The 25,925-nt window shown below is 42.8% G+C and carries 30 protein-coding genes; 14 read left to right on the top strand and 16 right to left on the bottom strand.

Annotation, left to right across the window (positions count from 1 at the left end; all coding sequences use genetic code 11):
* Nucleotides 1-11: 11 nt before the first annotated feature.
* The 8 genes from HMO_RS0106185 to HMO_RS0106150 all read right to left on the bottom strand — a co-directional run bounded on the left by HMO_RS0106185 (nucleotide 12) and on the right by HMO_RS0106150 (nucleotide 6,297).
* Nucleotides 12-341 (bottom strand): ferredoxin family 2Fe-2S iron-sulfur cluster binding protein, encoded by a 330-nt coding sequence (locus tag HMO_RS0106185; RefSeq protein WP_010300075.1) that lies wholly within the window; start codon nucleotides 339-341, stop codon nucleotides 12-14.
* An 11-nt stretch (nucleotides 342-352) separates the two neighbouring features.
* Nucleotides 353-2,104, bottom strand: a complete 1,752-nt coding sequence (locus HMO_RS0106180) for an Hsp70 family protein (RefSeq protein ID WP_010300073.1) — start codon at nucleotides 2,102-2,104, stop codon at nucleotides 353-355.
* Nucleotides 2,094-2,633: a Fe-S protein assembly co-chaperone HscB gene (hscB, locus tag HMO_RS14030; RefSeq protein ID WP_175282097.1), complete on the bottom strand. Its 540-nt coding sequence runs from the start codon at nucleotides 2,631-2,633 to the stop codon at nucleotides 2,094-2,096. The genes HMO_RS0106180 and hscB overlap by 11 nt, the downstream gene beginning before the upstream one ends.
* Nucleotides 2,590-2,925 carry a HesB/IscA family protein gene (locus HMO_RS0106170; protein WP_010300067.1) on the bottom strand — a complete coding sequence of 112 codons (336 nt, stop codon included), beginning with the start codon at nucleotides 2,923-2,925 and terminating at the stop codon, nucleotides 2,590-2,592. Before HMO_RS0106170 ends, hscB begins: the two co-directional genes overlap by 44 nt.
* Before the next feature lie 18 nt (nucleotides 2,926-2,943).
* A complete protein-coding gene (gene iscU / locus HMO_RS0106165; RefSeq protein ID WP_010300065.1) occupies nucleotides 2,944-3,348 on the bottom strand; it encodes a Fe-S cluster assembly scaffold IscU in 405 nt (134 codons plus the stop codon).
* A gap of 125 nt (nucleotides 3,349-3,473) precedes the next feature.
* Nucleotides 3,474-4,727, bottom strand: a complete 1,254-nt coding sequence (locus HMO_RS0106160) for an IscS subfamily cysteine desulfurase (protein WP_010300063.1) — start codon at nucleotides 4,725-4,727, stop codon at nucleotides 3,474-3,476.
* On the bottom strand, nucleotides 4,724-5,839 hold the full coding sequence (locus HMO_RS0106155; protein ID WP_010300061.1) for a cysteine desulfurase family protein: 1,116 nt from the start codon (nucleotides 5,837-5,839) through the stop codon (nucleotides 4,724-4,726). Before HMO_RS0106155 ends, HMO_RS0106160 begins: the two co-directional genes overlap by 4 nt.
* Nucleotides 5,839-6,297, bottom strand: a complete 459-nt coding sequence (locus HMO_RS0106150; RefSeq protein WP_010300059.1) for an Rrf2 family transcriptional regulator — start codon at nucleotides 6,295-6,297, stop codon at nucleotides 5,839-5,841. Before HMO_RS0106150 ends, HMO_RS0106155 begins: the two co-directional genes overlap by 1 nt.
* 172 nt (nucleotides 6,298-6,469) lie before the next feature.
* On the opposite strand from HMO_RS0106150, the gene HMO_RS0106145 reads away from it, so the two are divergent.
* Both HMO_RS0106145 and HMO_RS0106140 read left to right on the top strand, forming a co-directional pair.
* On the top strand, nucleotides 6,470-7,129 hold the full coding sequence (locus HMO_RS0106145; RefSeq protein WP_010300058.1) for an alpha/beta hydrolase: 660 nt from the start codon (nucleotides 6,470-6,472) through the stop codon (nucleotides 7,127-7,129).
* A gap of 359 nt (nucleotides 7,130-7,488) precedes the next feature.
* On the top strand, nucleotides 7,489-8,685 hold the full coding sequence (locus HMO_RS0106140) for a multidrug effflux MFS transporter (protein ID WP_010300057.1): 1,197 nt from the start codon (nucleotides 7,489-7,491) through the stop codon (nucleotides 8,683-8,685).
* Here HMO_RS0106140 and HMO_RS0106135 read toward each other — a convergent pair.
* The 3 genes from HMO_RS0106135 to secB all read right to left on the bottom strand — a co-directional run bounded on the left by HMO_RS0106135 (nucleotide 8,682) and on the right by secB (nucleotide 11,785).
* Complete coding sequence (locus HMO_RS0106135; protein ID WP_010300056.1) at nucleotides 8,682-10,001, bottom strand: amino acid permease; 1,320 nt, start codon at nucleotides 9,999-10,001, stop codon at nucleotides 8,682-8,684. The two genes, HMO_RS0106140 and HMO_RS0106135, sit on opposite strands and share 4 nt — an antisense overlap.
* Nucleotides 10,002-10,014: 13 nt before the next feature.
* Entirely contained in the window at nucleotides 10,015-11,226 is a 1,212-nt protein-coding gene (locus tag HMO_RS0106130) for a multidrug effflux MFS transporter (protein ID WP_010300055.1), read from the bottom strand.
* Between the two features lie 94 nt (nucleotides 11,227-11,320).
* Nucleotides 11,321-11,785, bottom strand: a complete 465-nt coding sequence (gene secB / locus HMO_RS14025) for a protein-export chaperone SecB (protein ID WP_010300054.1) — start codon at nucleotides 11,783-11,785, stop codon at nucleotides 11,321-11,323.
* Between the two features lie 109 nt (nucleotides 11,786-11,894).
* Between secB and HMO_RS0106120 the strand changes: the two genes are divergently transcribed.
* From HMO_RS0106120 to HMO_RS15530, 3 genes are read left to right on the top strand one after another with little or no spacing between them, the layout of a single operon-like run.
* Nucleotides 11,895-12,563: a Tim44/TimA family putative adaptor protein gene (locus HMO_RS0106120; RefSeq protein WP_010300052.1), complete on the top strand. Its 669-nt coding sequence runs from the start codon at nucleotides 11,895-11,897 to the stop codon at nucleotides 12,561-12,563.
* A gap of 28 nt (nucleotides 12,564-12,591) precedes the next feature.
* Nucleotides 12,592-13,659 (top strand): murein transglycosylase A, encoded by a 1,068-nt coding sequence (gene mltA, locus HMO_RS14020; protein WP_010300051.1) that lies wholly within the window; start codon nucleotides 12,592-12,594, stop codon nucleotides 13,657-13,659.
* A complete protein-coding gene (locus tag HMO_RS15530; RefSeq protein WP_010300050.1) occupies nucleotides 13,656-14,156 on the top strand; it encodes a Smr/MutS family protein in 501 nt (166 codons plus the stop codon). Before mltA ends, HMO_RS15530 begins: the two co-directional genes overlap by 4 nt.
* A gap of 858 nt (nucleotides 14,157-15,014) precedes the next feature.
* On the opposite strand, the gene HMO_RS0106100 is transcribed toward HMO_RS15530, so the two are convergent.
* The 5 genes from HMO_RS0106100 to HMO_RS0106080 all read right to left on the bottom strand — a co-directional run bounded on the left by HMO_RS0106100 (nucleotide 15,015) and on the right by HMO_RS0106080 (nucleotide 18,998).
* Complete coding sequence (locus HMO_RS0106100; protein ID WP_010300046.1) at nucleotides 15,015-15,557, bottom strand: BON domain-containing protein; 543 nt, start codon at nucleotides 15,555-15,557, stop codon at nucleotides 15,015-15,017.
* Between the two features lie 60 nt (nucleotides 15,558-15,617).
* Nucleotides 15,618-15,965 carry a YraN family protein gene (locus HMO_RS0106095; RefSeq protein ID WP_010300043.1) on the bottom strand — a complete coding sequence of 116 codons (348 nt, stop codon included), beginning with the start codon at nucleotides 15,963-15,965 and terminating at the stop codon, nucleotides 15,618-15,620.
* Nucleotides 15,962-16,801, bottom strand: a complete 840-nt coding sequence (gene rsmI / locus HMO_RS0106090) for a 16S rRNA (cytidine(1402)-2'-O)-methyltransferase (RefSeq protein WP_010300042.1) — start codon at nucleotides 16,799-16,801, stop codon at nucleotides 15,962-15,964. Before rsmI ends, HMO_RS0106095 begins: the two co-directional genes overlap by 4 nt.
* 4 nt (nucleotides 16,802-16,805) lie before the next feature.
* The gene (locus tag HMO_RS0106085; RefSeq protein ID WP_010300040.1) at nucleotides 16,806-17,669 is read right to left on the bottom strand and encodes a tetratricopeptide repeat protein; all 864 of its coding nucleotides are present in this window, start codon (nucleotides 17,667-17,669) and stop codon (nucleotides 16,806-16,808) included.
* Between the two features lie 342 nt (nucleotides 17,670-18,011).
* A complete protein-coding gene (locus HMO_RS0106080; protein ID WP_010300037.1) occupies nucleotides 18,012-18,998 on the bottom strand; it encodes an RluA family pseudouridine synthase in 987 nt (328 codons plus the stop codon).
* Between the two features lie 89 nt (nucleotides 18,999-19,087).
* On the opposite strand from HMO_RS0106080, the gene HMO_RS17525 reads away from it, so the two are divergent.
* From HMO_RS17525 to HMO_RS0106040, 9 genes are all read left to right on the top strand, one after another.
* Nucleotides 19,088-19,216 (top strand): hypothetical protein, encoded by a 129-nt coding sequence (locus HMO_RS17525; RefSeq protein WP_010300034.1) that lies wholly within the window; start codon nucleotides 19,088-19,090, stop codon nucleotides 19,214-19,216.
* Between the two features lie 101 nt (nucleotides 19,217-19,317).
* Nucleotides 19,318-19,482 (top strand): hypothetical protein, encoded by a 165-nt coding sequence (locus HMO_RS17010; RefSeq protein ID WP_010300029.1) that lies wholly within the window; start codon nucleotides 19,318-19,320, stop codon nucleotides 19,480-19,482.
* A 231-nt stretch (nucleotides 19,483-19,713) separates the two neighbouring features.
* Nucleotides 19,714-20,634, top strand: a complete 921-nt coding sequence (locus tag HMO_RS0106065; RefSeq protein ID WP_010300028.1) for an aspartyl/asparaginyl beta-hydroxylase domain-containing protein — start codon at nucleotides 19,714-19,716, stop codon at nucleotides 20,632-20,634.
* 7 nt (nucleotides 20,635-20,641) lie between these two features.
* Nucleotides 20,642-21,235, top strand: a complete 594-nt coding sequence (locus HMO_RS14010; protein WP_033444553.1) for a hypothetical protein — start codon at nucleotides 20,642-20,644, stop codon at nucleotides 21,233-21,235.
* 26 nt (nucleotides 21,236-21,261) lie between these two features.
* A complete protein-coding gene (lnt, locus tag HMO_RS14005) occupies nucleotides 21,262-22,134 on the top strand; it encodes an apolipoprotein N-acyltransferase (protein WP_052571994.1) in 873 nt (290 codons plus the stop codon).
* Complete coding sequence (locus HMO_RS0106055; protein WP_010300026.1) at nucleotides 22,127-22,504, top strand: helix-turn-helix domain-containing protein; 378 nt, start codon at nucleotides 22,127-22,129, stop codon at nucleotides 22,502-22,504. Before lnt ends, HMO_RS0106055 begins: the two co-directional genes overlap by 8 nt.
* Before the next feature lie 214 nt (nucleotides 22,505-22,718).
* Entirely contained in the window at nucleotides 22,719-23,540 is an 822-nt protein-coding gene (locus HMO_RS0106050; RefSeq protein WP_010300024.1) for a hypothetical protein, read from the top strand.
* 274 nt (nucleotides 23,541-23,814) lie between these two features.
* On the top strand, nucleotides 23,815-24,972 hold the full coding sequence (locus tag HMO_RS14000; protein ID WP_010300021.1) for a branched-chain amino acid transport system II carrier protein: 1,158 nt from the start codon (nucleotides 23,815-23,817) through the stop codon (nucleotides 24,970-24,972).
* On the top strand, nucleotides 24,972-25,859 hold the full coding sequence (locus tag HMO_RS0106040; protein ID WP_010300019.1) for a metal ABC transporter solute-binding protein, Zn/Mn family: 888 nt from the start codon (nucleotides 24,972-24,974) through the stop codon (nucleotides 25,857-25,859). The genes HMO_RS14000 and HMO_RS0106040 overlap by 1 nt, the downstream gene beginning before the upstream one ends.
* The last annotated feature ends 66 nt before the right edge of the window (nucleotides 25,860-25,925 follow it).

Here is a 25,925-nt window from a genome sequence, read left to right as displayed (position 1 = left end):
GCTGCAAAGGGCTAGACAGACATATTACGAGTGCCGGCTGGCAAACGCACGATCAACCCATCCAGTTCCTCGCTCATAATAATCTGGCAGCCTAAGCGGGATGTATGCGTTAATCCAAAGGCCAAATCAAGCATATCTTCTTCATCTTCGCTGGCTTCTTGCAGCACATCATACCATTCAGGGTCGACAATAACATGGCAGGTTGAACAGGCCAAGGATCCCTCACAAGCCCCTTCTAAGTCGATGTTATTGCGATGGGCAATCTCTAAAACAGATAGGCCAACAGGGGCGTCCACTTCTTTGCGGGTATCATTTTGGTCAATAAAAATTATTTTTGGCATTCGTCTCTCTCTTATAGTGCATCGACCCGTTGCCCTGATAAGGCTCGCCTTAAATTGCGATTAACACGTCGTTCAGCAAAATCCTGGGTTAAGTTTTCAACGGTTTTCAATTGAGCTTTTATATCATCTTTGCTTCTAGATTTCAAAGATTTCTGCAAATGAGTAACCGCTTCATCAATAACCATCCGTTCCTCATTCTCTAAAAGGTCACCATCATTATTGAGAGCGGTATTTAACATATTTAAAAATTGTTCCGCTTCTAAGATGGCTTCCACCTGCAATCGCTCCTCAATATCTTGCGTCCCATGCTCATAGTTATCCCTTAAGATGGTGATCAGGTCTTCATCCTTTAAGCCATAAGAAGGATTGATTTCTACTTTTTGCAGCAGACCTGTGGTCATTTCTTGGGCGCTAACAGTCAATAGACCATCCACGTCCAAATTAAATGTAATGCGAATACGAGCAATGCCAGCAGGCAGCGGTGGAATATTTTTCAGCGTAAAGGTTGCGAGAGAACGGCAATCCTTAACAAATTCTCTCTCTCCTTGCACCACATGAATAACCATGGCATCTTGACCATCTTCATACGTGGTAAATTCTTGAGCAATCGCTACTGGAATGGGAGTATTGCGATGAATAATTTTCTCAACAATTTCCCCCATGGTTTCAATACCTAAAGACAGCGGTGTCACATCGAGCAGTAATGTATCTGATCCTACAGTCAAAGCTTCGGCTTGCAAAGCCGCCCCTAAGGCCACCACTTCATCAGGATTCAGATTCGTTAGCGGCGGCTGCTCAAAGAACTGTTCCACCGCCTGCCTTATTGCTGGCATACGCGTCGAGCCGCCAACCAAAATTACCCCTTCCAGATCGGAAATGGATACTTGAGCATCAGCCAAAGCCATCGCACAGATGTTTAAAGTCCTTGAAATAAGGGGGGCAATTAGCTCTGCTAAATCATCCTGGCTAAAATGGGGATCAGGCCAAGCTATGTTCGCGGATAAAAATTCCTTTATATCGCGGGCTGCCAGAGATGAGACTTCTAACTTTTCAGCGAGCAGCTGATCAATATCATCGCCCCCGAGGCTGATATCGCCCGCAGTAGCCACCACTTGGAACACCCCTTTCGTAAAACGAATGATCGAGATATCAAAGGTGCCTCCTCCTAAATCATAGACAGCATAAGTACCCTCGACTTGCTGATCTAAGCCATAGGCCAGTGCCGCAGCAGTAGGCTCATTGATCAACCGCAGTACTTTCAAGCCTGCCAACTGGGCTGCTTCTTTGGTCTGTTGACGTGCCGCTTCATCAAAGTAGGCAGGTACGGTGATAACGGCCTCAGAGATCGGCTCGCCTAAGGTCTCTTCTGCTGTTATCTTGACAAATTTTAAGATATCAGCGGAGATGTCGACGGGCGTTTTAACCACCTTCCCCACCTCTAACACTATTCCTTTCTCATTGGGCACAATAGGATAATTAGCAGCCAAAGAGCTGGAGATTTCTGCGGCTCCCATCAAACGCTTGATCGAAGTAATGGCCTGGGCGTGAGGTTGAGCTTCGGCCCCCACCAGGATCGTTTGATCGGTATAAGCCACAACTGAAGGAATCAATCTTGCGCCAGTAGAGGTGGTTAAGACTTGCGCTTGCTGATTTCTGCTGCAAGCAACCACCGTATGGGTGGTTCCCAGATCTATACCAATGGCGAGGCTTTTCTTTTGAGGTTTTTCTGAAGACCTGGAAGGGTCAAGGAGCTCAACGAACATAGTTTTTCCTTAAGGGATGGTAACTGATATCTTCAAGAATCTTACTAACATATACTAACTCTAAGTATAAGTAAGCAAGCTGGTCAGCATCACGGTTATCAAAGCTTAGTTTAATCAAATCTAATCGCTTCAGGAATTCATTTTCGAGCGCTTTCAGATCACTTGCCTGCGAACAATCTTCTAATTGTTCTCGCCACTGCATAACATCAGCTAGTAAGGTAGAGTGGCTGACGGTTTGGCCATTTTCTCCGGGAATACTGCTACCTTTGGCTCGCAGATATTCAGCTGCCCGTTTTAAAGGATCCCTTAAAATATTGTATGCTTCCGTTAGTTTAAGGGCTTGGGCTGCTGCAGCGGCACGCTCTTGAGCCGGTTTAGCTACAAAACGGTCAGGATGGACAAGCTGCTGGCCCTGTCGAAAGCGCTTTTCAAGGTCTAGAAGATCAATATTAAATTTAGGTGTTAATCCGAATATTTCATAAGCATTAGACATGGAAGGATTTCCCACAACCACACCGACCTTTTTCATTTGGATTCCTAAATACAAATCCTGAATGGAGAGGCTCGACCACATAATCCATCTCAGTTCCGAGTAAGAACATGATCGCTTTAGGATCAATCATTAAAGTTAGGTCATCAACCTTGATAACTTCATCAAAAGGTGAAATCTCATCCGCAAATTCCATAGTATAAGACATCCCTGAACAACCTTTAGTCTTGATGCCGATGCGAATGCCGGCAGCGGGCGTCGGCCTTTGTGCTAATAACTCTCGGACCCGGCTTTTCGCATTTTCAGTTATGGACATCGCTACTGGACGCATGACGGTTCACCTCGTAATTTATGCTGCGCTATTCTGCTCAGATTTCTGATTTTTACTTTTATAATCGGCAATTGCCGCTTTAATGGCATCCTCAGCTAAAATTGAGCAATGTATTTTTACTGGCGGCAACGCTAAATGGCGCGCAATTTCCGTGTTTTTGATGGCCTGGGCTTCATCAATAGATTTACCTTTCACCCATTCAGTAATCAAGGACGAGGAAGCAATCGCTGAGCCACACCCAAAAGTTTTAAACTTGGCGTCCTCAATAATCCCTTCTTCCGTAACTTTAATCTGCAGTTTCATTACGTCACCACAAGCGGGGGCGCCCACCAGACCAGTGCCAACCGAGGTGTCATCTTTATCTAAAGATCCCACATTGCGCGGATTTTCATAATGATCCAAAACTTCTTTTGTATATGCCATTGCTCATTCTCCTTATATTATTAATAAAAATAGGTCTCTTCTTTCAATTTTCTAAGTCTGACTTAATTTTTTTCATCCTGATGAAAGAAGCTTAACCTTTTATCTCCTGCAATTGAGATCTAATATTAATGGGCTGCCCATTGAATTTTAGTGATATCTATTCCTTCTTGGGCCATCTCCCACAACGGGCTCATGGCACGTAATCTCTCCACCGATTCAATAAGCAGAGCGATGGCCGCATCGACTTCCGCCTCAGTGGTAAAACGGCCAATGCCAAAACGGATGGACGTATGAGCTAATTCTTCCCCTACCCCAATAGCACGCAGTACATAAGAAGGCTCCAAAGAAGCAGACGTACAGGCAGAGCCAGAAGAAACAGATAATCGTTTAATTCCCATAATTAAGCTTTCCCCTTCAACATAGGCAAAGCTCAGATTTAAATTACCCGGTACGCGCTGGGTCGGATGACCATTGAGGAAAACTTCAGGTAGGCGCTCCATGACTGTGCGATAAAACTTATCTGCTAATTGCTTGATCCGGGCTTGTTCTGTTGCCATTTCTGCTTGGGCAATCGCACAGGCTTCTCCTAGTCCGACACATAAAGCCGGCGATAAGGTTCCTGATCTCATGCCGCGCTCTTGTCCGCCACCATTGATCAGAGCCTGCAACCGCACCCGCGGCCGGCGACGGACATAAAGGGCTCCAATTCCTTTGGGTCCATAAATCTTATGGCCGGAAATACTCAGCAAATCAATATTCATGGCCTCCACATCTAGGTCAATCTTGCCTACCGCTTGCGCCGCATCAGTATGGAAAAGTACGCCATGCTCCCGGCAAATCTTACCAATCTCCGCCAGTGATTGAATAACGCCTATTTCATTATTCACGGCCATGACTGAAACCAGTACCGTGGACCCTTTAATCGACGCCCGCAGTTGATCCAAATCAATTAATCCATCGGGTTTGACGGGAAGATAAGTTACCTCAAAGCCTTGCTGTTCTAAATGGCGACAGGTATCGAGCACACATTTATGTTCGGTCACCACAGTAATAATATGATTCTTTTTTTCTTTATTGAACTCAGCGACACCTTTAATAGCTAAATTATTGGATTCAGTGGCCCCACTGGTAAAGATAATTTCCCGAGGATCAGCTTTAATAATCTGTGCCACTTGCTCCCGCGCTTTTTCCACTGCGTTTTCTGCTAACCAACCATGGGGATGGCTGCGCGAATGGGGATTACCAAAAATATCGCAGAAATAAGGTAGCATCTTTTCCAACACACGTGGGTCGCAGGGCGTGGTGGCTTGATAATCCAGATAGATTTGGCCTTCTAAAGTGGTGAGCTGATGGGCAGCGGGATGACAGGTAGTGTTCATGCCCCAATCCTTTCTTTTAAATTGCTGTGTGTTCGGTCATAAAGATCTTGCCAAACCTTTATGAAGTGATCTATTTCGCGCTCAGTAGTGGAGTGCCCTAAACTGACACGCAGTGATTGCTGTAAACTGGGGGCAGGAACGTTCATCGCTTTCAGGACATGCGAGACCTTAACTTTGCCAGAAGAGCAAGCAGAGCCTGCCGATACTGAAATTCCCATCAGATCAAAATGCATAACCTGGGTATTGCTAGCCATACCGGGGGTAGCAAAGCAGCTGGTATTAGGTAACCTTTCAGCAGGACTGCCAAAAATCTTAAGCTCAGGACACAGTGTTGTTAAGCGCTGCTCTAAAGTATCGCGAAGCTTTTGAATTGCCACCCAGTGCTGCGTTTTACAGTTCTCTATAACCGCCCCTAAACTTATAATTCCCAGACTATTTTCTGTGCCGGAGCGAAAATAGCGTTCTTGGCCCCCGCCTCTGATGAGAGGAGTTAAAGGGATGTGCTCATTGATAATTAGAGCACCAATTCCTTGTAAGGCACCAATCTTATGGCCTGAGATAGAAATAAAGTCAGGCTTTAATTCTTTCCAATCTAAAGGCAGTTTACCTATGGCTTGAACAGCATCACAATGAACTTGGGCTCCATATTGACGTGCCAGAGTGATAATATCAGCAAGCGGTTGCACCACCCCAGTCTCATTATTAGCAGCCATAATACTCACTAACGTGGAACCACCGGATTGCTTTAATAACTCTTCTAACTGAAGCAAGTCCACCCGCCCGTGGCCATCGACCGCACATCTGAAGGCTGCTTTGTCCGCTTCTAGAATTGAGTCATGTTCAATGGCACTGGTTATGACCTGGCCTGAAAAACCTTTAATAATGAGATTGTTGGCCTCGGTGGCCCCACTGGTGAATATGACCTGTGCCGGTTTGACAGTAAAGAATTCTGCGACTTTAAACCGTGCTTCTTCTAATAAAGAGCGGACCGCACGTCCATGCGTATGGATGGAAGAAGCATTACCCACCGTCCTTAACGCTTCGACCACAGCGGCTTGAGCGATAGGATGTATAGGGGCAGATGCATTATAATCTAGGTAAACTCGCTGCATTATACTTCTCTGACCAATGGTGTTCCAAATTCCGCTGCTTTACTTGGGATTTGCTGCGAACAGACATCTTCTAGGGTTACTTGCTGCAAAAACTGTTCAACGACGTGACTTAATTCTCTCCATAAATTATGAGTCATGCACCGACTGGACTTGCCTTGGCAACTGGTAGCCTCCTTATCGGCACATCGCGTAGCCTTTAAAGGGGTGTCCACCGCAGCAATGACATCATAAATTCTTAACTCTTTTCGGGGACGGCTTAATCGATAACCGCCATTTGAACCGCGACAACTAATAACCAGATTAGCTTTTTTTAAACGGTTAAAAAGTTGCTCTAAATAAGCTAAAGGGAGCCCTTGACGCACAGAAATAGCGGATAATGAAACGGGTTCAGCTTCGCCATAAAAAGCGATATCTGCCATGGCCATAACCGCATATCTTGCTTTTGAGCTTAATTTCATAAATTCCCCATAGCTCTTCTAAAAAAGGCATGTTACACTTAATTATAGATTGGAATTCTGGCTTTAAAATCCAATACTTATAGGGATAGAAATACCTATTCTGACTAAATTGGTCAAGTATGTTTTCTCCAGAATTCATTTTTTATAACATCGCGATTGAAAGGGGAAACCCATGGCCGAAGTTATTTTTAATGGTGCAGCTGGACGAATTGAAGGCCGTTATCACCAGAACTCGCATGAAGATGCGCCTATTGCTCTTGTTCTTCATCCGAATCCGCAATTTGGCGGTACCATGAATAATAAAGTGGTATACGCACTCTATCGTACTTTTGTGGATTTAGGATTTTCAACTCTACGTATTAATTTCCGGGGAGTTGGCCGTTCAGAAGGAACCTTTGATAACGGTGAAGGAGAGCTCAACGATGCGGCAACAGCTCTTGACTGGTTACAGACCGTTAATCCCACCGCTTCCAAATGCTTTATTGCTGGATTCTCCTTTGGGGCTTGGATTGCTATGCAGTTACTGATGCGTCGTCCTGAACTGGATGGATTTATCTCCGTTGCTCCTCCTGCTGATCGGTATGATTTTTCATTTTTAGCTCCTTGTCCGGTACCTGGCCTCATTCTTCAGGGTGCAAAAGATGATATTGTTCCGTTTGGGTATGTTGCAAAAATGGCAGATAAATTGCAACAGCAGCGCGGTATTCGCATTGATTATACTCAGATCCCTGATGCGGATCATTTCTTTACCGGTAAATTACCTGAACTATGCCAGCTGATTGAAGGATATGTAAAGCAGCGTCTATCTGTAAGATCGTTGGCACAAGCATAACTTAATTTTCTTAAGAGATATAATCTCTTGGGGTGCCTTAACTGGTACCCCTTTTTTTATTTTTGGAGATTTGTGTTCTTGGAAGAAATAGGCAGGTTCTTTTGCTGTTTTTAGAGTAACTCCGCAGTCCTCATTGTTACCTAAGCTGTCTTGCAACTTATAAGGAAATCAACCTAGAATTTAAGTATTGAAATATTAAGCTTGATTGCTTATTTAAAAATTAATACTTCCTTGGAGAGATAACATGAGAATTATCCTAGCCGTTCGATAGATTTGCCCCCAGAGCCGGAATGGTTTTTTTAAGCAGCATGTAAAAAATGCAGCACATCATTTTATTTCTTACGTATAGGATTTTTATCATGTCGAAAATATCTTCACCAGCCTTATGGTTGCTGGTATTCATTGTGGGGTTACCGCAACTTTCTGAAACTGTTTACAGCCCTGCGTTGCCTCAAATTGCCCAAGCCTTAAGGGTCGAAGAAAACTGGGTTGAGTTTACCTTGACCATTTATCTGATTAGCTTTGCTGTTGGGACTTTGCTTTGGGGATATATCTCTGATCAGTATGGCCGTAAACCCTGTCTGATTTTGGGATTAGCGATTTATTGTTTAGGATGCTATGGATGCTATGCCGCTTCTTCTATTGAGTGGCTAATGATTGCTCGCTTTATTCAAGCGCTGGGCGGGAGCACAGGCAGTGTCCTCGGGCAAACCATTTGCCGCGAGGCTTTTTCTGGGGCTGAGCGTGGACGGGTGTTTGCCACGATTGGCAGTGCCCTTTCTTTATCACCAGCAATTGGGCCGGTCGTGGGCGGATTTATTAGTCAGTCCTTTGGATGGTCAACAATTTTCTTATTTCTTCTAGGCGTCGGATTTTTAGTGCTCTTGGCCTGCGCCAAAAAGCTACCTGAAACTAACCTTCACTTAGGAAAGAAGAATGTATCCATTATATCTGTGTGGAAAGAATTGCTCTGTGATAAAATGGTGATGGGATTTTGTTGCCTTGTCGGCTTAGGAAATGGGATTACTTTCAGCTATTACGCAGAAGGGTCCTTCTTTATGATCGATATGTTGGGCTTAAGCCCTTCGCAATATGGTCTAACATTTATCCTCTTGGCCTGTGCTGGGGGCATCGGCGGGCTGTTAGGGCGCCATCTGTTTAAGACGCTGTCGGCGGTTCAGATCTTACAATATGGCTTATTATTGATTCTATTAGGCTGTATAGTCTTGGCAAGTTCTGTGTTCGGATTAAGCGTTTCCCCTTCTAATATGGTGATGATTACTTTAGCTTGTATGACAGTTATGATGCTGGGGATGAGTTTAGCCACGATCAGCAGCCTTAGTGTTGCCCTGGCTAAATATCAAGCGGTGATCGGGACGGCCTCAGCTCTGTTCGGCTTCATGTACTACGCCATCATTTCAGGAGTGACTTTTGTTATGGGGATCCTACATGATGATACGTTAGCACCGATGCCTTTGCTATTTTTAACTTTGGCTGTGTTGATGCTAATCATTTATTTTATAGCTATCCGTCAGAGTGAATCGGTAAAAGCTTAACTTCTCAGATTAATTCTGCGGTGTTCCCAGCGACTATAAATATAGACGGGAATGCCGCAGGCATACGCCATAAAACAAACCGATATATTTTCAAGCCCCGCTCCTAAGATAGCCCATACACAATAACAAGCGCCCAACACTATTGCCCCGTAAAGTGCTGGCTTTAGCTTCACGACAAAAGAATGCTTGAGCAATTTTAGTGAGGCTATTGTCGACGATAAATACGTCCCCAACGTCATAATTGTTCCAATGAGAATCATATTATTGAATTGGTTAACAAGAGACTTACTGTAATTCATCGACATTAACGCTGTCATTAAAATACTGGTAAAGACTAATCCGAACACTGGAGTGCCATTGTCAGATAGTTTGCTAAAAGCTTTAGGGAAAAGTCCTTCCTTCGCTAAAGCATAAGGGATTTGGCCTTGTAAGATAATCCAGCCATTCAGGCCACCAAATATTGAAATCAATACACAAAATCCAATTAGAGGGGCAACCCAGCTGCCAAAGATTTGTGTGGCAGCGTCAACAAAGGGGGCATTCGACTTTGCTAATTCATGTGCAGGAATTAATCCAAAAATTACGACTGTAATAACAATATAAATAAGTGCGCCTAACAACGTGCCAAATAAGGTAGCCCGCGAAATCGTCTTGCCTGGATTGGTGACATTTTCTGCCGGTACGGTTGCTGATTCTAAGCCAATAAAAGCCCACATGGTAATGGCAGCGGCCGCATTGATGGCCTGTAAGGGAGTATCAAAATTAGGATTGAATGGTACATAATTTTGGAAATCAATATAGAACCATCCTAGGCAAGCAACCGCTATTAAAGGCGAGATTTTGATAATTACGGTGAGAACTTGAACAAAGCCGCCGTATTTCAAATTGTAACAATTAAGAAAAGTGGTGAACCATATTAAGCAGGTTGCCACGAGGAAACTGGCCATTTTAGATTCTGCTAGCAAGGGGACGAAGTGGGAAAGATAACTGACAAAAGCCAAAGAGACAGCGGCGTTACTGGACCAAGCCATAATCCAATATCCCCAAGCCATAAAGAAGCCCATCTGATTACCAAAAGCTTGACGGGTGTGGCTAAAAGGGCCGCCAGCTTGGGGATTGTTAAGCGATAACTTTGAGAAAACATAAGCTAAACTGACTGCACCAACTGCTGTTATCAGCCAGCCAAAAATACTGATGGGTCCCACGTGGGCCAATGAGGCCGGCAAAAAGAAAATGCCAGAACCAATCATATTGCCTAAAACCAGGGAGGTTGCCGTCCAGAATCCGAAAATACGGGGAGTTGAAGATGCTGCCATTATTTATTTTATCTTATGAAGGGTTATGAGTATATTTTATACTGTGTTGAATCCAAATGTATAGCAGAATACATGCCGCCGCGCTCACGCCCATCATGATCGTGGCGGGGCGAATCGTCCCATCATTAAGCCAGCTGGCGACATAAGCATAAGCAGCTGCAGAGACCATTTCTACAAGGCCCAGAACTGCCGATGCTGCCCCTCTTTGATGATCCGGTACATCTAGGCAGCGGGTCGCAGAGTTTGAAAATACCGGAGCTAAGCCAATGCAAAACAAGATAAGTCCACTGATTAATCCCCACTGATCAGATAAATTGTTAAAGCTTGAAAAGTTTAAATACAAACTTCCAGCAGTTATGATGGCAAGGCCACTTCTTAAGAGTCGGTCAACCCCATGCTTGACGACGAGGGCTTGATTAATAAACGCTCCTCCCATATAAGAAATCGGGCCTATCATGGCATAATAGCCATATTCTTGTGCAGTTATCCCTAAACTTTTTATAAAGAAGAATGGAGCTAAAGCAATCCAAGCCCACAGGGAACCATAAGTCATTCCTGAAATCAAAGCGTAGCCACAGACTCTAAGATTGCTAAACAGAGCTAGATAAGCATTTACGGTGGCCTTAAAACTAATGGGTTGGCGTTTATCAGGTTTTAAGGTTTCAAATAGGCCAATCTGGCAAGCGCATAATGTCACCACAGCCGCCCAGAGAATAATTGTAAAGTTAAACCGCCAGCCCCAAACAGCGCTAATCTGACCTCCGATAATGGGAGCGATTGTGGGCGACAAGGCAATCGCTGTCCCCATAAGGGAGAAGATTCGGGAACATAAATGATCGGGAAAGATATCCTTGACCATAGCGGTGGAAATAACGTAACTGGTGCCGGCTCCCATTCCTTGAATAAGTCTGAAAAGCGACAACACCTCAATCGAATCCGCAAAATATGTACCAATGCTGCCAACAGTAAAGATTACAAGGCCGAGCATAAAAATAGATTTCCGGCCTAGACCATCTGATAAAGCGCCTCCAATTAACCCCATAAAAGAAAACCCAATCATATAAAGGCTAATCGTCATGACAATGGTATGGTCCTGAACCCCATAAAACGATGACATTTCTGGTAGGCAGGGTATATAAAGATCGGAAGACATTTCAAAAACAATAATTGCCAATACCAGGATCAAAGGTAAGACAAGGAGCTGCTTGTGTGATAAGGGCGGCATACTCATGGTTTCAAAAAATGTCAAAAATTACGGTATTAATTTTCTAAATTCCGTCCAGTTTTGAAGAGGGACTTATAGCCCCCCCCTTAAACATTTAATTTAGGCCAGCAGCTGGTTGCTGATTTTGTTGTTGGTAAAGGTTATTAAAATCAATGGGAGCGAGCATTAATGGTGGATAGCCGCCGTCACGGGTCATGTCAGCAATAATATTGCGCGCAAAGGGGAATAGTAAATGTGCTGCATCCACCATTACTGACCGTTGGACGTCTGATTCGGCCACATCTTCGCTTACGGTCACAACTGCTCCGTAACTCAGTTCCACGATAAACATCGTATCTTGAGCACGTTTAGCGTCAATATTGAAATCCAAAATGAGTTCAAAGTTACGATCCCCGAGATTTTGAGCTTTAGCTTGAATGCCAACTGAAATTTCTGGTTGGTCTTGGCTCTCGCTTGTGAAAATTGCCAATGGATTGGGATTTTCAAAGGATAGATCGCGAATATACTGGGCACGAACTATAGTTGTGGCATTATTAGCCGCAGAATTTGCTTGTTCCATATTATATCTCCTAAGATAATTTAAGTTTCTGAACTTGAGTCTATCAATTGCATGTCTAATTCGTCTACTATAATATATATTTAGATCAAGAGATTTTGAGGCGTAAAACGTGGGACCCTTATTAGAATTAATATTTTTCGCTTTATTGTCAGGTTACATTTTTTACCGGCTGTGGTCAGTCCTTGGACAAGAATCAGAGGAAGACAAAGAACGTCGTGAAAGAAAAAGGCGTCATTTTGAAGCCTCGATGGAAGAACGGGTGGTAACTCCCTCCCCTCGCCCGACCGCAGGATCCCGAGTGGATATTGAAGAAGACAATCTTAAATCGGGCGTGCGAGAAAAACTCCGTTTATTGCAACAGCAGGATCCCACCTTTAATTTCTCTAACTTTATTAAAGGAGCCAAAGGGGCCTATGAGATGGTACTGGATGCTTTTGCTACAAATGATCGGGCCACCCTGCAGCTCCTTTTAGCTCCCAAAGTTTACGATGCATTTGTGGCTGAAATTGAGGAACGTGAACAGCGGGGAGAAACTTATAGCGCTACCATTAATAGCTTTGATAAAATAGACGTCGATGCAATTGAGATCCATGGCGCAGAAGTATTTATCTCTGTGCGTTACCGAACCCACCAGATTATGGTTACTCAAAATGCTGCGGGGGAAATTATTGAAAATAAAGCCCGCATCAGCATTCCCGTGACAGAAATCTGGACCTTTACCCGCACCATTGGATCTGATGAGCCCAATTGGTATCTGTCCCGTACCCAAACGGCCTAAAGAGGCCCCTAATCCGAGTATAATAATAATGAATAAGAATAAAATTCTCTTGGTTCTGGGTCTTCTATTAAGTGGATGTGCCCCCACAGTTAAAAGAGATCTCATTCCCGTCACTTTTGAGGCTTTGCCCGGCTGGGAACAAGATAAGCAATTACTCGCTTTACCGGTGCTGCAACAATCCTGTCAAGTTATCCTCAAAAAAGATGGAAACACAGAAATGGTGACGCGCCAAGATGGTGGAGGGCGTGCCAAAGATTGGTTTAAGTTCTGTCGAAAGCTGCAAGCCGAGAATTTTGATTCCCATCAAGAGGTCCGAGAGTTCCTAGAAACTAATCTGCGTCCTTATCAGATAGCGGCTTCAGGGAATCCGGAAGGCGTTTTTACAGGGTACTATGAGCCTATCTTAAGGGGGTCGTTAAGACGCCATGGCCGCTATCAGACGCCTCTTTACAAATTGCCAGGCCGGAATATAAATTATAAAATTCCGCGGGCTCGGATTGTGCGGGGGGCACTCAAGGGGAAAGGACTTGAGCTTGTTTGGGTTGATGACCCGGTCGAGGCTTTCTTCTTACAAATCCAAGGGTCTGGAAGAATCAGACTAGATAATGGACGAGAGCTACGCTTAGGATATGCGGGCCAAAATGGTTACCCTTATCTGCCGATTGGTAAAGTCCTCCTTGATAAGGGGGAACTACAGCACGGGCATGTTACTATGCAGAGTATCAAAAAGTGGCTGCACGCACATCCCCGCCAAGCTGAATCAATTATGTCGAAGAATGAGTCTTATGTGTTCTTTAAGGTCATGAATAAACATCAAGGTGGGCCTATTGGTAGCCATGGCGTTCCTCTTACGCCCCATCGGAGTCTTGCCGTCGATCGTACTTTTATTACGTTAGGAACGCCTCTGTGGTTGGATGCCACCCATCCAGATCATCATCAGCCGCATCTGCGTAAATTAATGGTTGCTCAGGATACGGGCGGAGCCATTAAAGGGGCGGTTCGCGGCGACTATTTTTGGGGCAGTGGTGAGAAAGCCGGCTATTATGCAGGAGCGATGAATGCCAAAGGGCAACTGTTTGTCCTATTGCCGCAATGAAAAACCCACCCAAAGATAGCCATTTATGGCAGGAATTAATTAAAGGGATAAAACCACTAAAACACAGGCCTGCCTACGTTGAAAAGACTCCGTCTCCCGTCAAGCCTTCAAAGATTAATGCGGTAAGGGTAAAGGAATATCTTGAGCTCCATTGTACCGCTCTCCCCATAGAAGGTTCTTATTATACAGAAACAAAAAAGCTGCAAAAGGTCACAAAAATTGTTATTGAAGCGCGTCTTGATTTGCATGGCCTTACTCGTCAAGAAGCTCAGCGACGATTACAAAACTTTATCGCGATGGCGCACCATGATGGCTTGAAATGGGTTCTGATTATCACCGGCAAAGGCCATCCTGACAACCCGCATACCTTGAAAAAGCTTCTGCCTTTATGGCTCGAACAAGTCTCTTTAGTTACCGGTTATACTTCTGCTAAAGATCAGCATGGTGGCCAAGGCGCCTACTACGTCCGCGTCAAATCTGCATCCGTTTGGGGGTAATATTTGAGTCATCGCTGGCTTTGAAAACAGGGGGAGATTGATGGCTTATCGTCGGGGTGTGAAGAAATAAGATTCACCTTAAATCTTTACAGATAGTAGCAAGAACAAAATTATATAATTTTTCTAGATAAGCATATTTTTTGAAAGGAGAGAGGCAATGGTTAAGAATATTCTTCTTATAAAATTTTATTAGGGTGCAATTTAATTCACGCTGTAGAATTCAATTTTGAGATGCTGCGCGATGAAGCAATTGCATTTTCAGAAAGAATAAATGAAAAAAAATTATACCTCCCCCCACTATAGAGAAAGTTTTAAATTTTTGTCTTTTAAAAGGAGCGCCCTATCAAGATAGGGATAGGTATCTCACAGAAAAGTCAGTGCCAAAAATTTGCGAAGAAAAAGGGTATCTAATTAATACCTTCATGAAAGTGGATGATTTTTTTAGCATTTGCTTAAATATTTATACTAATAACTTAGTAATGGAGCGAAAGAAAATTGCTCTCGCAATTCTTCTGTAAATAATCATAGAGAAATTGGATCACCGCCTATGGCATAGAGAGATTAGGAAAAAAGCGGGCTTTGTAAGAGACGAAGAGAAAAAGAAGACCCGAGATATACTTGTGAATAAATTTAATCACCCTACTACCGATAATACGGACAAGATTAACACTGAGGACCACATTTAAGGCACCAACAATAACAAGAGTTGATGAGTTAGACTAAAGGAAAAGTGGCCTCTTGCCAGCAGTGATTAAAATTTCAACTTTTAATCTATGAGCAGAGGACCACTTTAAGCTTACCATTTCGGAGAGTCTCGAGGTTTTTTTATGTCACAAACCTAGCCTGTTCCTATAGGTCTTAGACGATCTCGTCTTTTAAGCGCACATAAGAGGTAACCTTTTTAACGCCATCAATGTTACGAGCATAATTGATCACCGTACTTAACTCAGCGTGATCTTGCGCTATTCCCATCAAATAGACATTACCGCTAACAGTTTTAATGCTGTAATTAATTGATTGAACATTTTTGTCAAACAGAAGCTTAGATTTAAGCTGTGTTGTGATCCAAGTGTCTTTAGCATAGACACCAACGGAAGCCCCTTCAGAGATAGCGATGTTGTCGATAACGCGTCTAACACCGGGCGTTTCCCAAGCAATCCGAACCGCATCTAAATGCATCTCATTCGTTAAAACAGCACCCGTTAACATTACTTCACCGTTTTGCACATTCACATTAACTCGGGCGTGAAGTTCGGGGTCTTTCTGGTAAAGAGCAATTGATATCTTGGTAGAAATTTGAGTATCGGATAAAGATCCTGAGATCCCTTTCTCTTTTACCATTGCGCCGCCAACAACGGCAGCACCACCCCCAATAATGGCAGGAGCACAGCCAGCAAGCATAATACTGACTAAGGACAGTGTTATATTTATTTTTTCATTCTTCTCCTCTTTTCTCGTTGGTTAAGTTTGGCGCCAAGCATCCTTTAGATGATATAATCTCCAAGGGGTTACAATCATGACATCAAATCTGATAATATCGAAATTAATTTTAACTGATGCCATATAAGCTTGACCAGATCTTTCTATACGGTTGCGTTGAGTGAGGGAAATGGAGTCTAATCCTTGCCGGTAAAACTGGCGACGCTTAACTTCAACAAAGGTGAGTGTTTTACCTCTTTTGGCAATCAGATCAATTTCCCCCCAAGGAGTGCGATAGCGACGCGCTTGGATGCTATAGCCTTTTACCATCAGGCATAATGATGCTAGGTATTCTGCCCAGATCCCCTTGCTATAGGATGTCCATTTCATTTGAGTTGTAAAGCACGTTTATAGATATCTTTACGTGCTACCCCTAAAGCACCGGCCACCAGAGTACAGGCATCTTTTAACGAGTGCGTTGTTAAAGCTTCTCGCAACGCTATCTCAATGTCTTGCTCTGACAGGGATTGATCTTGGGATGAGGGCGGTGAGAGAACAATCACAATTTCGCCCAGAACTTTGTCACGGTCTTGAAAGGTTTGCAGGACTTGGGGGATTGGCCCTCTAACTACTTCTTCATAAACTTTCGTTAGCTCTCTTATAACAGCGATCTGTCGGTTCACGAAGACAGATTGCATGGCTTCTAAGGTCTTGATGAGGCGATGCGGGGACTCATAAAACAGTAAAGTTGCATCAATTTCTTTAAACTCTACAAGTTTCTTAGGGTCGACAAAGCCGGCAAACATAAACCGGTCTGTTGGCCAGCCTGACAGAACTAACGCCGTAATCCCTGCCGATGGGCCAGGAATGACTGTAATCGGCAAATCATTATCTTGAAGCGCTTTGACAAGCTTGTAGCCAGGATCACTAATAAGAGGCATGCCTGCGTCACTGATTAATGCAAGTTTTTCACCCTGCTGAAGACGGGTAATAATCTCTGGGATTAAGCCTTTTTCATTATAATCATGGAGGGCTTTCAAGGGAGTTTTTATGGTATATGTTTCTAACAAAGGTCGGCTGGTGCGCGTATCTTCGCAGTAAATAAGATCGACCTTTTGCAGAATATCGAGAGCCCTTAAGGTGATATCGGCCCGATTGCCAATCGGTGTAGCGACAATATAGAGCCCCGATTTCACTGCGGGAAGAAAATCAGGAAGATTTATCACCGCATTAACCGCACTTATACTGCTTTGATAAATCTTGGGTCGTTTTCATTATGGCCTTCTCATTGGGGAAGTCTGCTTTCAGTTTCTTTAAAACCACGCAGGCTTTCTTAGTTTCTCCTTGCAGCTTCATTGACTTGGCCATTCCTAATAACGCCTGCGCTCCCAGGGAGCCTTTGGGATTTGCTTTGTAAGCGGTTGCAAAATCCGCTGCAGCCGTTTTTGCTAAATCTTTTTGTTTAGATTGGGAGGCAGCGGCCAGTTGGCATTCAGCGATATGGATTCGTGCCTGGGATACTTGTTTGCCTTTTGGAAAGGTTTTTACATAATAACGGAAGGCTTCTTCGGCTTCAGCGTATTCTTGCTGCTTGTATAATGCCATCGCTTGGTTATACTGAGCACTTTCATCGTTTCTCTCAAGACTTCCCGTGGGCGCTTCCTTCTCTGCTTTCTCAGTGGCTTTATCTTTGAGAGTATCTTTGGCAGCTTTGGAAGTGCCACCTAAATCCTTTAAAATAGCCTCAACATCATCTTCAGCCTGCTCCTCATCTTCTACAACGGCCGTGGGTCCGACTTCCCCTGGAAGATGAGATGGTGGTGTTGAGGATAGAATGGCATCAGCACTACGTGCAGGCAGGCTGGCGCCCTTATGTTCTAATACTTCGATACGACCCCGCAACTCTCTGATCTGTTTTATAATTGATTCCAGCTCATCTCGGGTCACAAAGTCTTCACCGCCCGGTCCTTTGCCGCCCATCCTCTTTTCAAGGTCATCAATCCGCGCACTTAAATCCCCGTAAGATTCATCTGCCATAAGCAAGGAGCTAGAGGTTAAGCACAATAATAAGCACAAAGATTGGATTTGCTTCATAAGGGTACGCTGTCCTGATTATTTGCCTGTTTATTCATGAGTATTAATCTAACAAATAATTTAGGAAATTCCCACAGTTGATTATGCTAATTTGCGGGCCATAAAGTCTTGGCCTGAAGGGAGTAATTTCTAGAGTAAATAACCCTATCCATGAATGAGATACTCTAAATTCTATAACATGCCTCCGTCCCCTCAGTGTCTGAAAGATATCAAGAAATTTCATTTTTTTAAGAAATATAAGCAAGGATGATCTCTCAACCCCGCTGAAAAGCTAAGCTTAATACGGACAGTAGTGCTCTCGCCCGGATTATTACAGCCTCCTTGGTAGACAGAGAGGGTCGCTCAACGTATTTTTGCTTTGCATAAAGCTTCTAACTTTTGCAGGTCGTCTGGCAGGTCACTGCTGAAATGCATTATCTCTTTTGTTCTAGGATGAATGAATGATATTTCTTTCGCATGCAAGGCTTGGCGAGAAAATTGGGTGACCTCTTCGGGCCATAGGGATTGAGCCCCTTTAGGAACGCGTCCGTACAAGGGGTCGCCCACCAAAGGATGTCCTAGAGATGCCAAATGTACACGAATTTGATGGGTACGTCCGGTGGCCAATTTGCATTCAACCAGGCTAATTTTGAGCGCTTCCCCCTCAGGTTGTCCATAAATGGATAAGGTATGATAATAAGTTAGGGCTTCCTTCCCCTTACGGTTCACAACAGCCATTTTCTGACGATGGCGCGGATGCCGTCCAATTAAAGAATTAACGGATCCAGATAGCGGCGTGGCGACGCCCCAAATAAAAGCTAGATAAGTTCGTGATAGACTACGGTCGCTAAATTGAGAGCATAAAACATGATGCGCATTATCATTCTTTGCAACGACCATTAATCCAGAAGTGTCTTTATCTAAGCGATGCACTATTCCGGGTCGCTTGACACCGCCAATGCCCGATAAACTATTGCCGCAATGGGCAAGTAAGGCGTTAACCAGGGTTTCTTGCGGGTGGCCAGGTGCAGGATGGACAACCATACCAGCTTGCTTGTTAATAACTAATAAATCTTCATCTTCATAGACAATATTCAGTAATATATGCTGAGGTGTTGGCTCTGCTTCAACCGCTTCAGGCACTTGAAGGGTAATCACATCCGCCAACATTACTTTCATGGAAGCTGAGGGTTTACGATGAGGCTCAATTTTTACGCAGTCAGCACTAATCAGTTCTTGGATACGGGTGCGGCTTAAATGATCGAAGGCAGTACTTAAGACGCGATCAAGACGCTGGCCAACTTGTGGCTCGTTTATAGTTAACGCATAAGTATCAGATTTGTCTTGCATTTTGTTGAAACTTAAAAATTGCTCTTGCTTGGCGTATAAAAGTCATTAGATTAGATATTATCAGAAAACCTCATGATAGGAATAGTCTCATGAATAAATTATTGATTACTGCTGTCGTTATCTTTGGTTTTTCAAGTGCTGCTCAGGCTGAACCTTCTAAGGAAGCGGAGAAGTCACAAAAAGTTGATCCGACTCTCTCCAAGCAAGAAAAAAAATAGCTAAAGCTTCGGACTATGCCCGTAAGATTTTAGATGCTTGTGAAACTGCTCTCAGTTCAGTTGAGGAGAAAGGAAAAACTTTAACCGGCGTCGATAAAAAGATGTTCGATTTATTTGTGGCACATGCAAAGCTTGAACGAGACGCTGCTAAAGATCCAGAAATGGCAGAACATATGAAAAAGCATGCTCGTCATTGTAAACGTTATATGGGAAATGCAAACAAGTATATTAAGCAATCGGTCGAAACGCCTGTAGAAAAGAAATAATAATAAGCTTAAAATAATAACTATAATAAAGGGGGAAAAACCTACCCCTTTTTTAAATTAACTTAATAATTTCTGTTGTTTAATGAAATATGAAGCTCTTTTTTGTTAAATTTTATATAAATATCTTTCAAATTTTGTGTTATAAACTGTCATAGGGATTTTTGATGGTAAATAAAACCTCAAATTCTCTTAATTTTGACAGTTAAACGCCTAATCTCGCTATAAATTAAAATGCTTTATACTCTCTCAATCACTAAACTTTCGGCTTTAATGATTTTTATAATCTCTGCCCTGTATACCCACCGACGGGGAAAGGTGAAATATAAACCATTTCGCCAATTAACGGACCATTCTACCTATATGGCACCTATTAACTGTTTTATGTATCTATTCTCGCGCGTGCCGAACGCCCCTTATTTAGATCGTCAATTATTTCCCGAATTAGATATCTTTCAACAAAATTGGCAAATTATCCGAGATGAGGCAGTACAACTCCTCCAGCAGGGGGACATTAAAGCATCACAGAAAAGGGATGACATTGGCTTTAACTCTTTTTTCAAAAGAGGATGGAAAAGATTTTATTTAAAGTGGTATAATGACCCTCTTCCCTCAGCTCAACTTGCTTGTCCTAAAACTCTTGAATTAATCAAAAAAGTACCTTGTGTTAAAGCAGCCATGTTCACATTTTTGCCTGCGGGCAGTAAATTGGGTCTTCATCGTGATCCTTATGCTGGATCATTACGCTATCATTTAGGCCTGGTTACGCCGAACAGTGATAAATGCTTTATAGAAGTCGATGGCCAGAAGTATTCGTGGCGCGATGGCGAAGATGTTATTTTTGATGAAACTTATCTTCATCAAGCAGAAAATCAGACGAGTGTCGATCGTTTAATCTTTTTTTGTGACATCGAACGTCCAATGGTAAACAGAGTCACCTCTTTTATCCGTTGGTTTTTTGGGCGATTTTTTATAACGGCAGCTTCAGCTCAAAATACCCCTCAAGATCCCCTTGGTATTCTAAACAGATTATTTAGGTATATCTTTGTACTTCATACATCCACGCGTGGATTAAAGCGTGATTTTCCTGTGCTCCATAAGACATTAAAGCTTACTTTGTTTGCAGGAATAATTTATATAGTATTTTTATGGTAATAAGTTTATGCATACGATTCTGTTAAAAACTCTTAACTTTGCGAAATCTTATCCAAGGGCAGCCGCCTTCTTGTTGGGGGGGCTCTCTATTTTGTATTTTGCCCCTTTCCATTTTTCTCCCGTCGGCATAATTAGCTTCTCAGGGTTACTTTACTTAGTTAACCTGCCCATCTGGTCAGATCGGCCCTATTTATATGGTTGGTGGTTTGGCTTTGGTTACTTTGTGGGTGGCCTATATTGGATTGCCAATGCCTTAAAAACCGTAGGGCTATGGTATTTTATGCCGCTTGGATGGTTTGGATTGCCAGCCTTTTTAGCACTTTTTATTGCCCCTATATTAGGGTTAACCATAAAATATTCTCATCCCGGCGTAAAACGTTGCCTATTATTTGCGTTATTGTGGTCGGTAGCTGAATATGCAAGGGGCCATGTGCTTTCTGGTTTTCCATGGAATCTGAATGGATACACCTGGTCATTAGAAGTTTTGCAGTTAACCTCTGCGTTAGGTATTTATGGACTAAGTCTTTTGACAACCTTGCTGTTTGTCAGCTTTGCCAGCCAAACTAAAAAATTCCCGATTACTTGTGTCGTTTTTTTATAGGGATTTATATCTGGGGATACCAGCGGTTGCATCAGTTCCCAACGGAGCGAACAGGTATCAATATCCGTCTGGTTCAGGCGGCTATTCCTCAAAATTTAAAATGGCTCTCAAATCACTTTGAGGAAAATCTTGATAAACATTTAGCATTAAGCAGCCTGCCGAGTGAGCGCCCCTTAAAGGCAATTATTTGGTCTGAAGCCAGCGTCCCTGCTTTCATCAATGATTATCCCATATTAAGAGATACTTTGGCCGCTGTCGCTCCAGAAAATGGCTATATTATTGTCGGTGGACCGCGTCGAGGGACCGATAATCAGATTTATACCAGTACGCTGGCCATTAATAGTCAAGGGCAAATGGCGGCAGCCTACGATAAAACCCATCTCGTTCCTTTTGGGGAGTATTTTCCATTTAGATCGATTTTGCCTTTTATCAGTAAATTGACTCCTGGTGAGCAAGATTATACGCCTGGGACAGGAATTCGCACTCTAACAGTTGAAGGATTGCCTTCCTTTTCTGCGTTAATTTGTTATGAAGCCATATTTCCTCGAGCTGTTGTCACGGCCCCTCGTCCCGAATGGATGCTCAATCAAACCAATGATGCGTGGTATGGCTATTCGACAGGACCTTTTCAACATTTGCAAATTGTGCGCACGCGAGCAATTGAGGAAGGAATTCCCTTAGTCCGAGCCGCTAATAATGGCATTTCAGCAGCTATTGATGCTGCGGGAAGGATTACCGAACAATTAGGATTGGATGAGTTTGGATATATTGATTTTGACTTACCTAAGCCTTTAATAAAACCAACTCTATATTCACAATATGGGGATCTTATTTTTCTTGTCCTAGCAGTAAGCTTAGGGGTTTTAATGGTTAGCCTGCGTAGGAGAGAAGATGTCTGAAGATAGTTACATCAATATTGGTCATAATCTAAGGATGATTCGTAAATTTAGAGGGCTTAGCCAAGCTGCTCTTGGTAAAAGCATTGGTGTTTCCGGTCAAATGATTCAGAAGTATGAAACCGGCCAAAGCCAAGTTTCCTCGAAAACCTTACATCTTCTTGCCGATAAGCTAAATGTCGATATCCGTCAATTCTTTGATAGCAGTGAAGCTTATGTAGACTTATCAGAGGAAGATGGCTCAGCTTATGAGTTAGAATTAAATTCAGGCATTAAAGAATTAATTCGGGTGTACGTTCAGCTTTCTAATGATGATCAAGAACGTCTTATTGCCCTGGCAACAGCTTTAATCAATCGAAAAAATGATCGCTAAGTAGGCTGGCTTATTAGTCCTAACTAAGATAGCTGTTGTCACTCTTTTAGCAAAACTGAGACTTAATATCTAATATATAAAATTTTATGTTTTATAGGGAGATAGAATCTACGTACCATAAGATTATAGCGCTTGACTAAATACTGTGGTTTAAATGTTTCTTCTTAGATGGATGCCAATTATAGGTGCTGAGTTAAGAATTTGGGATATTGGAATGCTCAAAAGTTATCTTTCTTATATGATGCTGATCTTTTTAAGTATTATCCCTGCTTATGGGCAACAGGAGGAATTTGAGAAGACTATCTCTCAGCACCTGCGCATTGATCTTGAAGAGTTAAAGGAACTAGCACATATCGAAGAAATTGATGAAGTGCTTCTAATATATCGGAAAAAGCTCTTTGATCATGCAGATGATTATGAGAAGGCGGTAAGTACTCGGCAACCCTACCTTGTCTTTTCGCAAGGCTTTAAAGATGTTCGATCAGATTTTCTCCTAAAAGAAGTCACTGGTTTTTATCTGCAGAAATATTATGATGATCAATTGGCAAAGCTGCTTATTAGGCTTGACCGCCAGCGCTCGTCGGTTAGCAAGATGTTGGCTAGCCATGGATTTAGAGTTAGTATAACCCAGGAAGCTATTCAAGCTTTGCATATCTTGGCGGGAATTCATAATTTAAAGATAGAAACTGAGACCGGTTATGTGGAAAAAATGGTGACATTTTTTTCTCAGAAAGCCCCTGCTAAAGATTACTTTTATAAGGTTTTTGCTGAGATCAAATCTAAAGATCAGCAACAACAGTTGCTTGACGTCGGGCTCGAATATTTAATGCTGCGCTATCAAGTTGATCGCAATCTTCTCAGTAAATTTCTAGGCTATTTTGGCCTCAAGGCCAGCCAAACTAAGGAAGCTGTGCAAGCCTTAATTATGATAGCCCAAGATCTGAATATTAAGCTGAAAGAGGATTACCTTATCAGGTTAAACCATCTAGATCAGGAATTGATAATAAACGTAGCTCAAACCATGCTAGCGTTGTAATTTTATTTCAGATATCCCTGGGTTGACAAAATTATTTTTCATCTCTATAAATATTAGAGTTATGGCAGAAAATATCGGTTATACTTTTAAGACAATCATCATAAGGCTCAGCTATAGAGGGAGTATACCCATTATTGTCGTCCCTTAAGGGGACGTGTTGTTGATTGCTTTTCAAAATTTACATCCTCTCACTTATTTGAATTCTTATCAACTTATACCCCTTATCCACATCAGGAATGTCTGAGGGTAGGTGTGTAAGTAATGGAAATAATTTATGGCTTATAAACGGATCATTTTAACTTCAGGCTTTGCTATGTTTTCGATGTTTTTCGGATCAGGCAACTTAGTTTTTCCTTTATTAATCGGCAAAGAGACATTAGATACCTCTCTTTATGGAACCTTAGGCTTGATTATTACGGCCGTTGTGGTGCCTTTCTTGGGGTTGTTTGGAATGATTCTTTATAATGGTGACACCCGTCTCTACTTTAACAAGTTAGGAAAGCTACCGGCCCTTATATTAATATCGATGATGTTATCATTAATGGGGCCTTTTGGGGTGGTTCCCCGTTGTATAACGGTTGCTTATGGTGGCTTGAGTGTCCTCTATCCTACTCTGAATTATCCCCTCTTTTCTTTAGCCTTCTGCGTTCTAATTACTGTTCTGATTTGGCGATCCAACCGTGTTGTCGACGTTATTGGCTTAATTTTGACTCCCTTTAAGCTGGGAGGTCTATTATTACTGTTGCTCATAGGTCTGTACCATGCCCCAGAGGTCTCTCCTACTACCCTTTTACCGCAAATAGGATTTTCAACGGGGCTCTATCTTGGTTATCAAACTATGGACTTAATGGCAGCTTTCTTCTTCTCTGCTACTACAGTGGCCTATCTCAGACAGAATTTAAAGCCTGGCGCTGATGGACGTACACTGTTTCAAATTAGCTTAAAAGCACTGCTTATTGGCGCGGCTCTACTGGCATTAGCTTATATAGGCTTTGTTTCCCTTGGTGCTCATTATGCTTCAAGCTTGATAGAAGTTAGACCCGAATCGTTACTGGTGGTTATTGCCGAGAAGGCCCTTGGGAGTCTGGCCCTGCCTATCGTGGGATATACGATGGCTGTAGCCTGTTTAGCAACGGCAGTCATTCTTACAATTTTATTTGTAGACTTCCTCTATATGGAAATCTTAAAAGGTAAAATTAGTGAAAAAATGTCAATTTTTATCACGATTAGTAGTACTTTTATCATTTCTCTTCTAGGATTTTCCAAGCTCTGCACTATCTTAGGGGAAATCTTGGCGGTAACTTACCCAGCCCTTATTGGCTTGGCAATCGGTAATATTCTTGCTGCCTTGACACGAATAGACCTTACGCGTTATGCCTTTTGGGGTATACTCTCCCTAAATATACTTTATAAATATGGGGTCATAACTTAATGCTTTATCGCTTAATTATTTGTTTGTCTCTGATAAGCTCAGCTTTTTGTAATGCGCCTAAACTAAAAGTGGTAGCTACTTTTTCTATTTTAGGGGATCTCATTCGTCAAGTCGGTGGTGTGGATGTGGAGGTCAACTTTATCGTACCTGAAAGTGCAGACCCGCATGTTTACCAACCAACCCCCCAAGATGCCGCTATGCTCGCTAAAGCGGAGTTGGTGTTTATTAATGGGCTTGATTTTGAAGGGTGGTTAGAACGCTTGATTGCTAATTCAGGCTACACAGGAGAAGTCATCACTGCTTCTGCCAAAGTCAAGCCTCGAATCCTTGTAAATTCTAAAGGAGAAACAGTAGATGATCCTCATGCTTGGCATTGTGTTAAAAACGCTATGCTATATGTGGAATGTATTGCTGATGCTCTAATTGCAGCTCGGCCCTCTTTAAAAGATAAAATTTTAAAAAATAAAGAGACCTATTTAAATGAGCTGATTAAATTAGAGGAATGGGTTCAGGCTCAATATCAAAGATTTCCCGCTGCACGGCGTCTGGTGGTGACCACTCATGATGCTTTCTGGTATTATGGGGATGCGTATAATATTACTTTTCTCTCGCCGGTGGGAATTTCTACAGACGCCGAGCCATCAGCCGCAGCAGTGGCTAACCTGATTAAAGATATCAGGACAAAAAATATCCGCGCTGTTTTTATCGAAAGCCTGTCCAGCCGTAAACTCATTGTGGAAATCGCAGCTGAGGCGGGCGTAAACGTCGATGGAACCTTGTATGCGGATTCCTTGTCTGCCTCCCATCAAACAGCTTCACCTGCTCAAAGTTATGTGGCTATGATTCGCCATAATACTCAAGAGATTGTTAAAGGTTTGGATTCCTAAAGCAACATTTTTAATGGCAATAAATTTGCAGAGGTTGTAGCATAGGGGAGATATTTGACCCACAAT

It is taken from the genome of Candidatus Odyssella thessalonicensis L13, from assembly GCF_000190415.1.
Taxonomy (GTDB): Bacteria; Pseudomonadota; Alphaproteobacteria; order Paracaedibacterales; family Paracaedibacteraceae; genus Paracaedibacter; species Paracaedibacter thessalonicensis.
Note: the sequence above shows the minus strand (reverse complement) of the source record. Positions and strands in the feature narration are given on the sequence as shown.

Coding starts and splice junctions, on each gene's coding strand:
- HMO_RS0106185 (WP_010300075.1), bottom strand. CDS start 341: ATGCCAAAAATAATTTTTATTGACCAAAATGATACCCGCAAAGAAGTG.
- HMO_RS0106180 (WP_010300073.1), bottom strand. CDS start 2,104: ATGTTCGTTGAGCTCCTTGACCCTTCCAGGTCTTCAGAAAAACCTCAA.
- hscB (WP_175282097.1), bottom strand. CDS start 2,633: ATGAAAAAGGTCGGTGTGGTTGTGGGAAATCCTTCCATGTCTAATGCT.
- HMO_RS0106170 (WP_010300067.1), bottom strand. CDS start 2,925: ATGCGTCCAGTAGCGATGTCCATAACTGAAAATGCGAAAAGCCGGGTC.
- iscU (WP_010300065.1), bottom strand. CDS start 3,348: ATGGCATATACAAAAGAAGTTTTGGATCATTATGAAAATCCGCGCAAT.
- HMO_RS0106160 (WP_010300063.1), bottom strand. CDS start 4,727: ATGAACACTACCTGTCATCCCGCTGCCCATCAGCTCACCACTTTAGAA.
- HMO_RS0106155 (WP_010300061.1), bottom strand. CDS start 5,839: ATGCAGCGAGTTTACCTAGATTATAATGCATCTGCCCCTATACATCCT.
- HMO_RS0106150 (WP_010300059.1), bottom strand. CDS start 6,297: ATGAAATTAAGCTCAAAAGCAAGATATGCGGTTATGGCCATGGCAGAT.
- HMO_RS0106145 (WP_010300058.1), top strand. CDS start 6,470: ATGGCCGAAGTTATTTTTAATGGTGCAGCTGGACGAATTGAAGGCCGT.
- HMO_RS0106140 (WP_010300057.1), top strand. CDS start 7,489: ATGTCGAAAATATCTTCACCAGCCTTATGGTTGCTGGTATTCATTGTG.
- HMO_RS0106135 (WP_010300056.1), bottom strand. CDS start 10,001: ATGGCAGCATCTTCAACTCCCCGTATTTTCGGATTCTGGACGGCAACC.
- HMO_RS0106130 (WP_010300055.1), bottom strand. CDS start 11,226: ATGCCGCCCTTATCACACAAGCAGCTCCTTGTCTTACCTTTGATCCTG.
- secB (WP_010300054.1), bottom strand. CDS start 11,785: ATGGAACAAGCAAATTCTGCGGCTAATAATGCCACAACTATAGTTCGT.
- mltA (WP_010300051.1), top strand. CDS start 12,592: ATGAATAAGAATAAAATTCTCTTGGTTCTGGGTCTTCTATTAAGTGGA.
- HMO_RS15530 (WP_010300050.1), top strand. CDS start 13,656: ATGAAAAACCCACCCAAAGATAGCCATTTATGGCAGGAATTAATTAAA.
- HMO_RS0106100 (WP_010300046.1), bottom strand. CDS start 15,557: ATGCTTGCTGGCTGTGCTCCTGCCATTATTGGGGGTGGTGCTGCCGTT.
- HMO_RS0106095 (WP_010300043.1), bottom strand. CDS start 15,965: ATGAAATGGACATCCTATAGCAAGGGGATCTGGGCAGAATACCTAGCA.
- HMO_RS0106085 (WP_010300040.1), bottom strand. CDS start 17,669: ATGAAGCAAATCCAATCTTTGTGCTTATTATTGTGCTTAACCTCTAGC.
- HMO_RS0106080 (WP_010300037.1), bottom strand. CDS start 18,998: ATGCAAGACAAATCTGATACTTATGCGTTAACTATAAACGAGCCACAA.
- HMO_RS17525 (WP_010300034.1), top strand. CDS start 19,088: ATGAATAAATTATTGATTACTGCTGTCGTTATCTTTGGTTTTTCAAGT.
- HMO_RS17010 (WP_010300029.1), top strand. CDS start 19,318: ATGTTCGATTTATTTGTGGCACATGCAAAGCTTGAACGAGACGCTGCT.
- HMO_RS0106065 (WP_010300028.1), top strand. CDS start 19,714: ATGCTTTATACTCTCTCAATCACTAAACTTTCGGCTTTAATGATTTTT.
- HMO_RS14010 (WP_033444553.1), top strand. CDS start 20,642: ATGCATACGATTCTGTTAAAAACTCTTAACTTTGCGAAATCTTATCCA.
- HMO_RS0106055 (WP_010300026.1), top strand. CDS start 22,127: ATGTCTGAAGATAGTTACATCAATATTGGTCATAATCTAAGGATGATT.
- HMO_RS0106050 (WP_010300024.1), top strand. CDS start 22,719: ATGCTCAAAAGTTATCTTTCTTATATGATGCTGATCTTTTTAAGTATT.
- HMO_RS14000 (WP_010300021.1), top strand. CDS start 23,815: ATGGCTTATAAACGGATCATTTTAACTTCAGGCTTTGCTATGTTTTCG.
- HMO_RS0106040 (WP_010300019.1), top strand. CDS start 24,972: ATGCTTTATCGCTTAATTATTTGTTTGTCTCTGATAAGCTCAGCTTTT.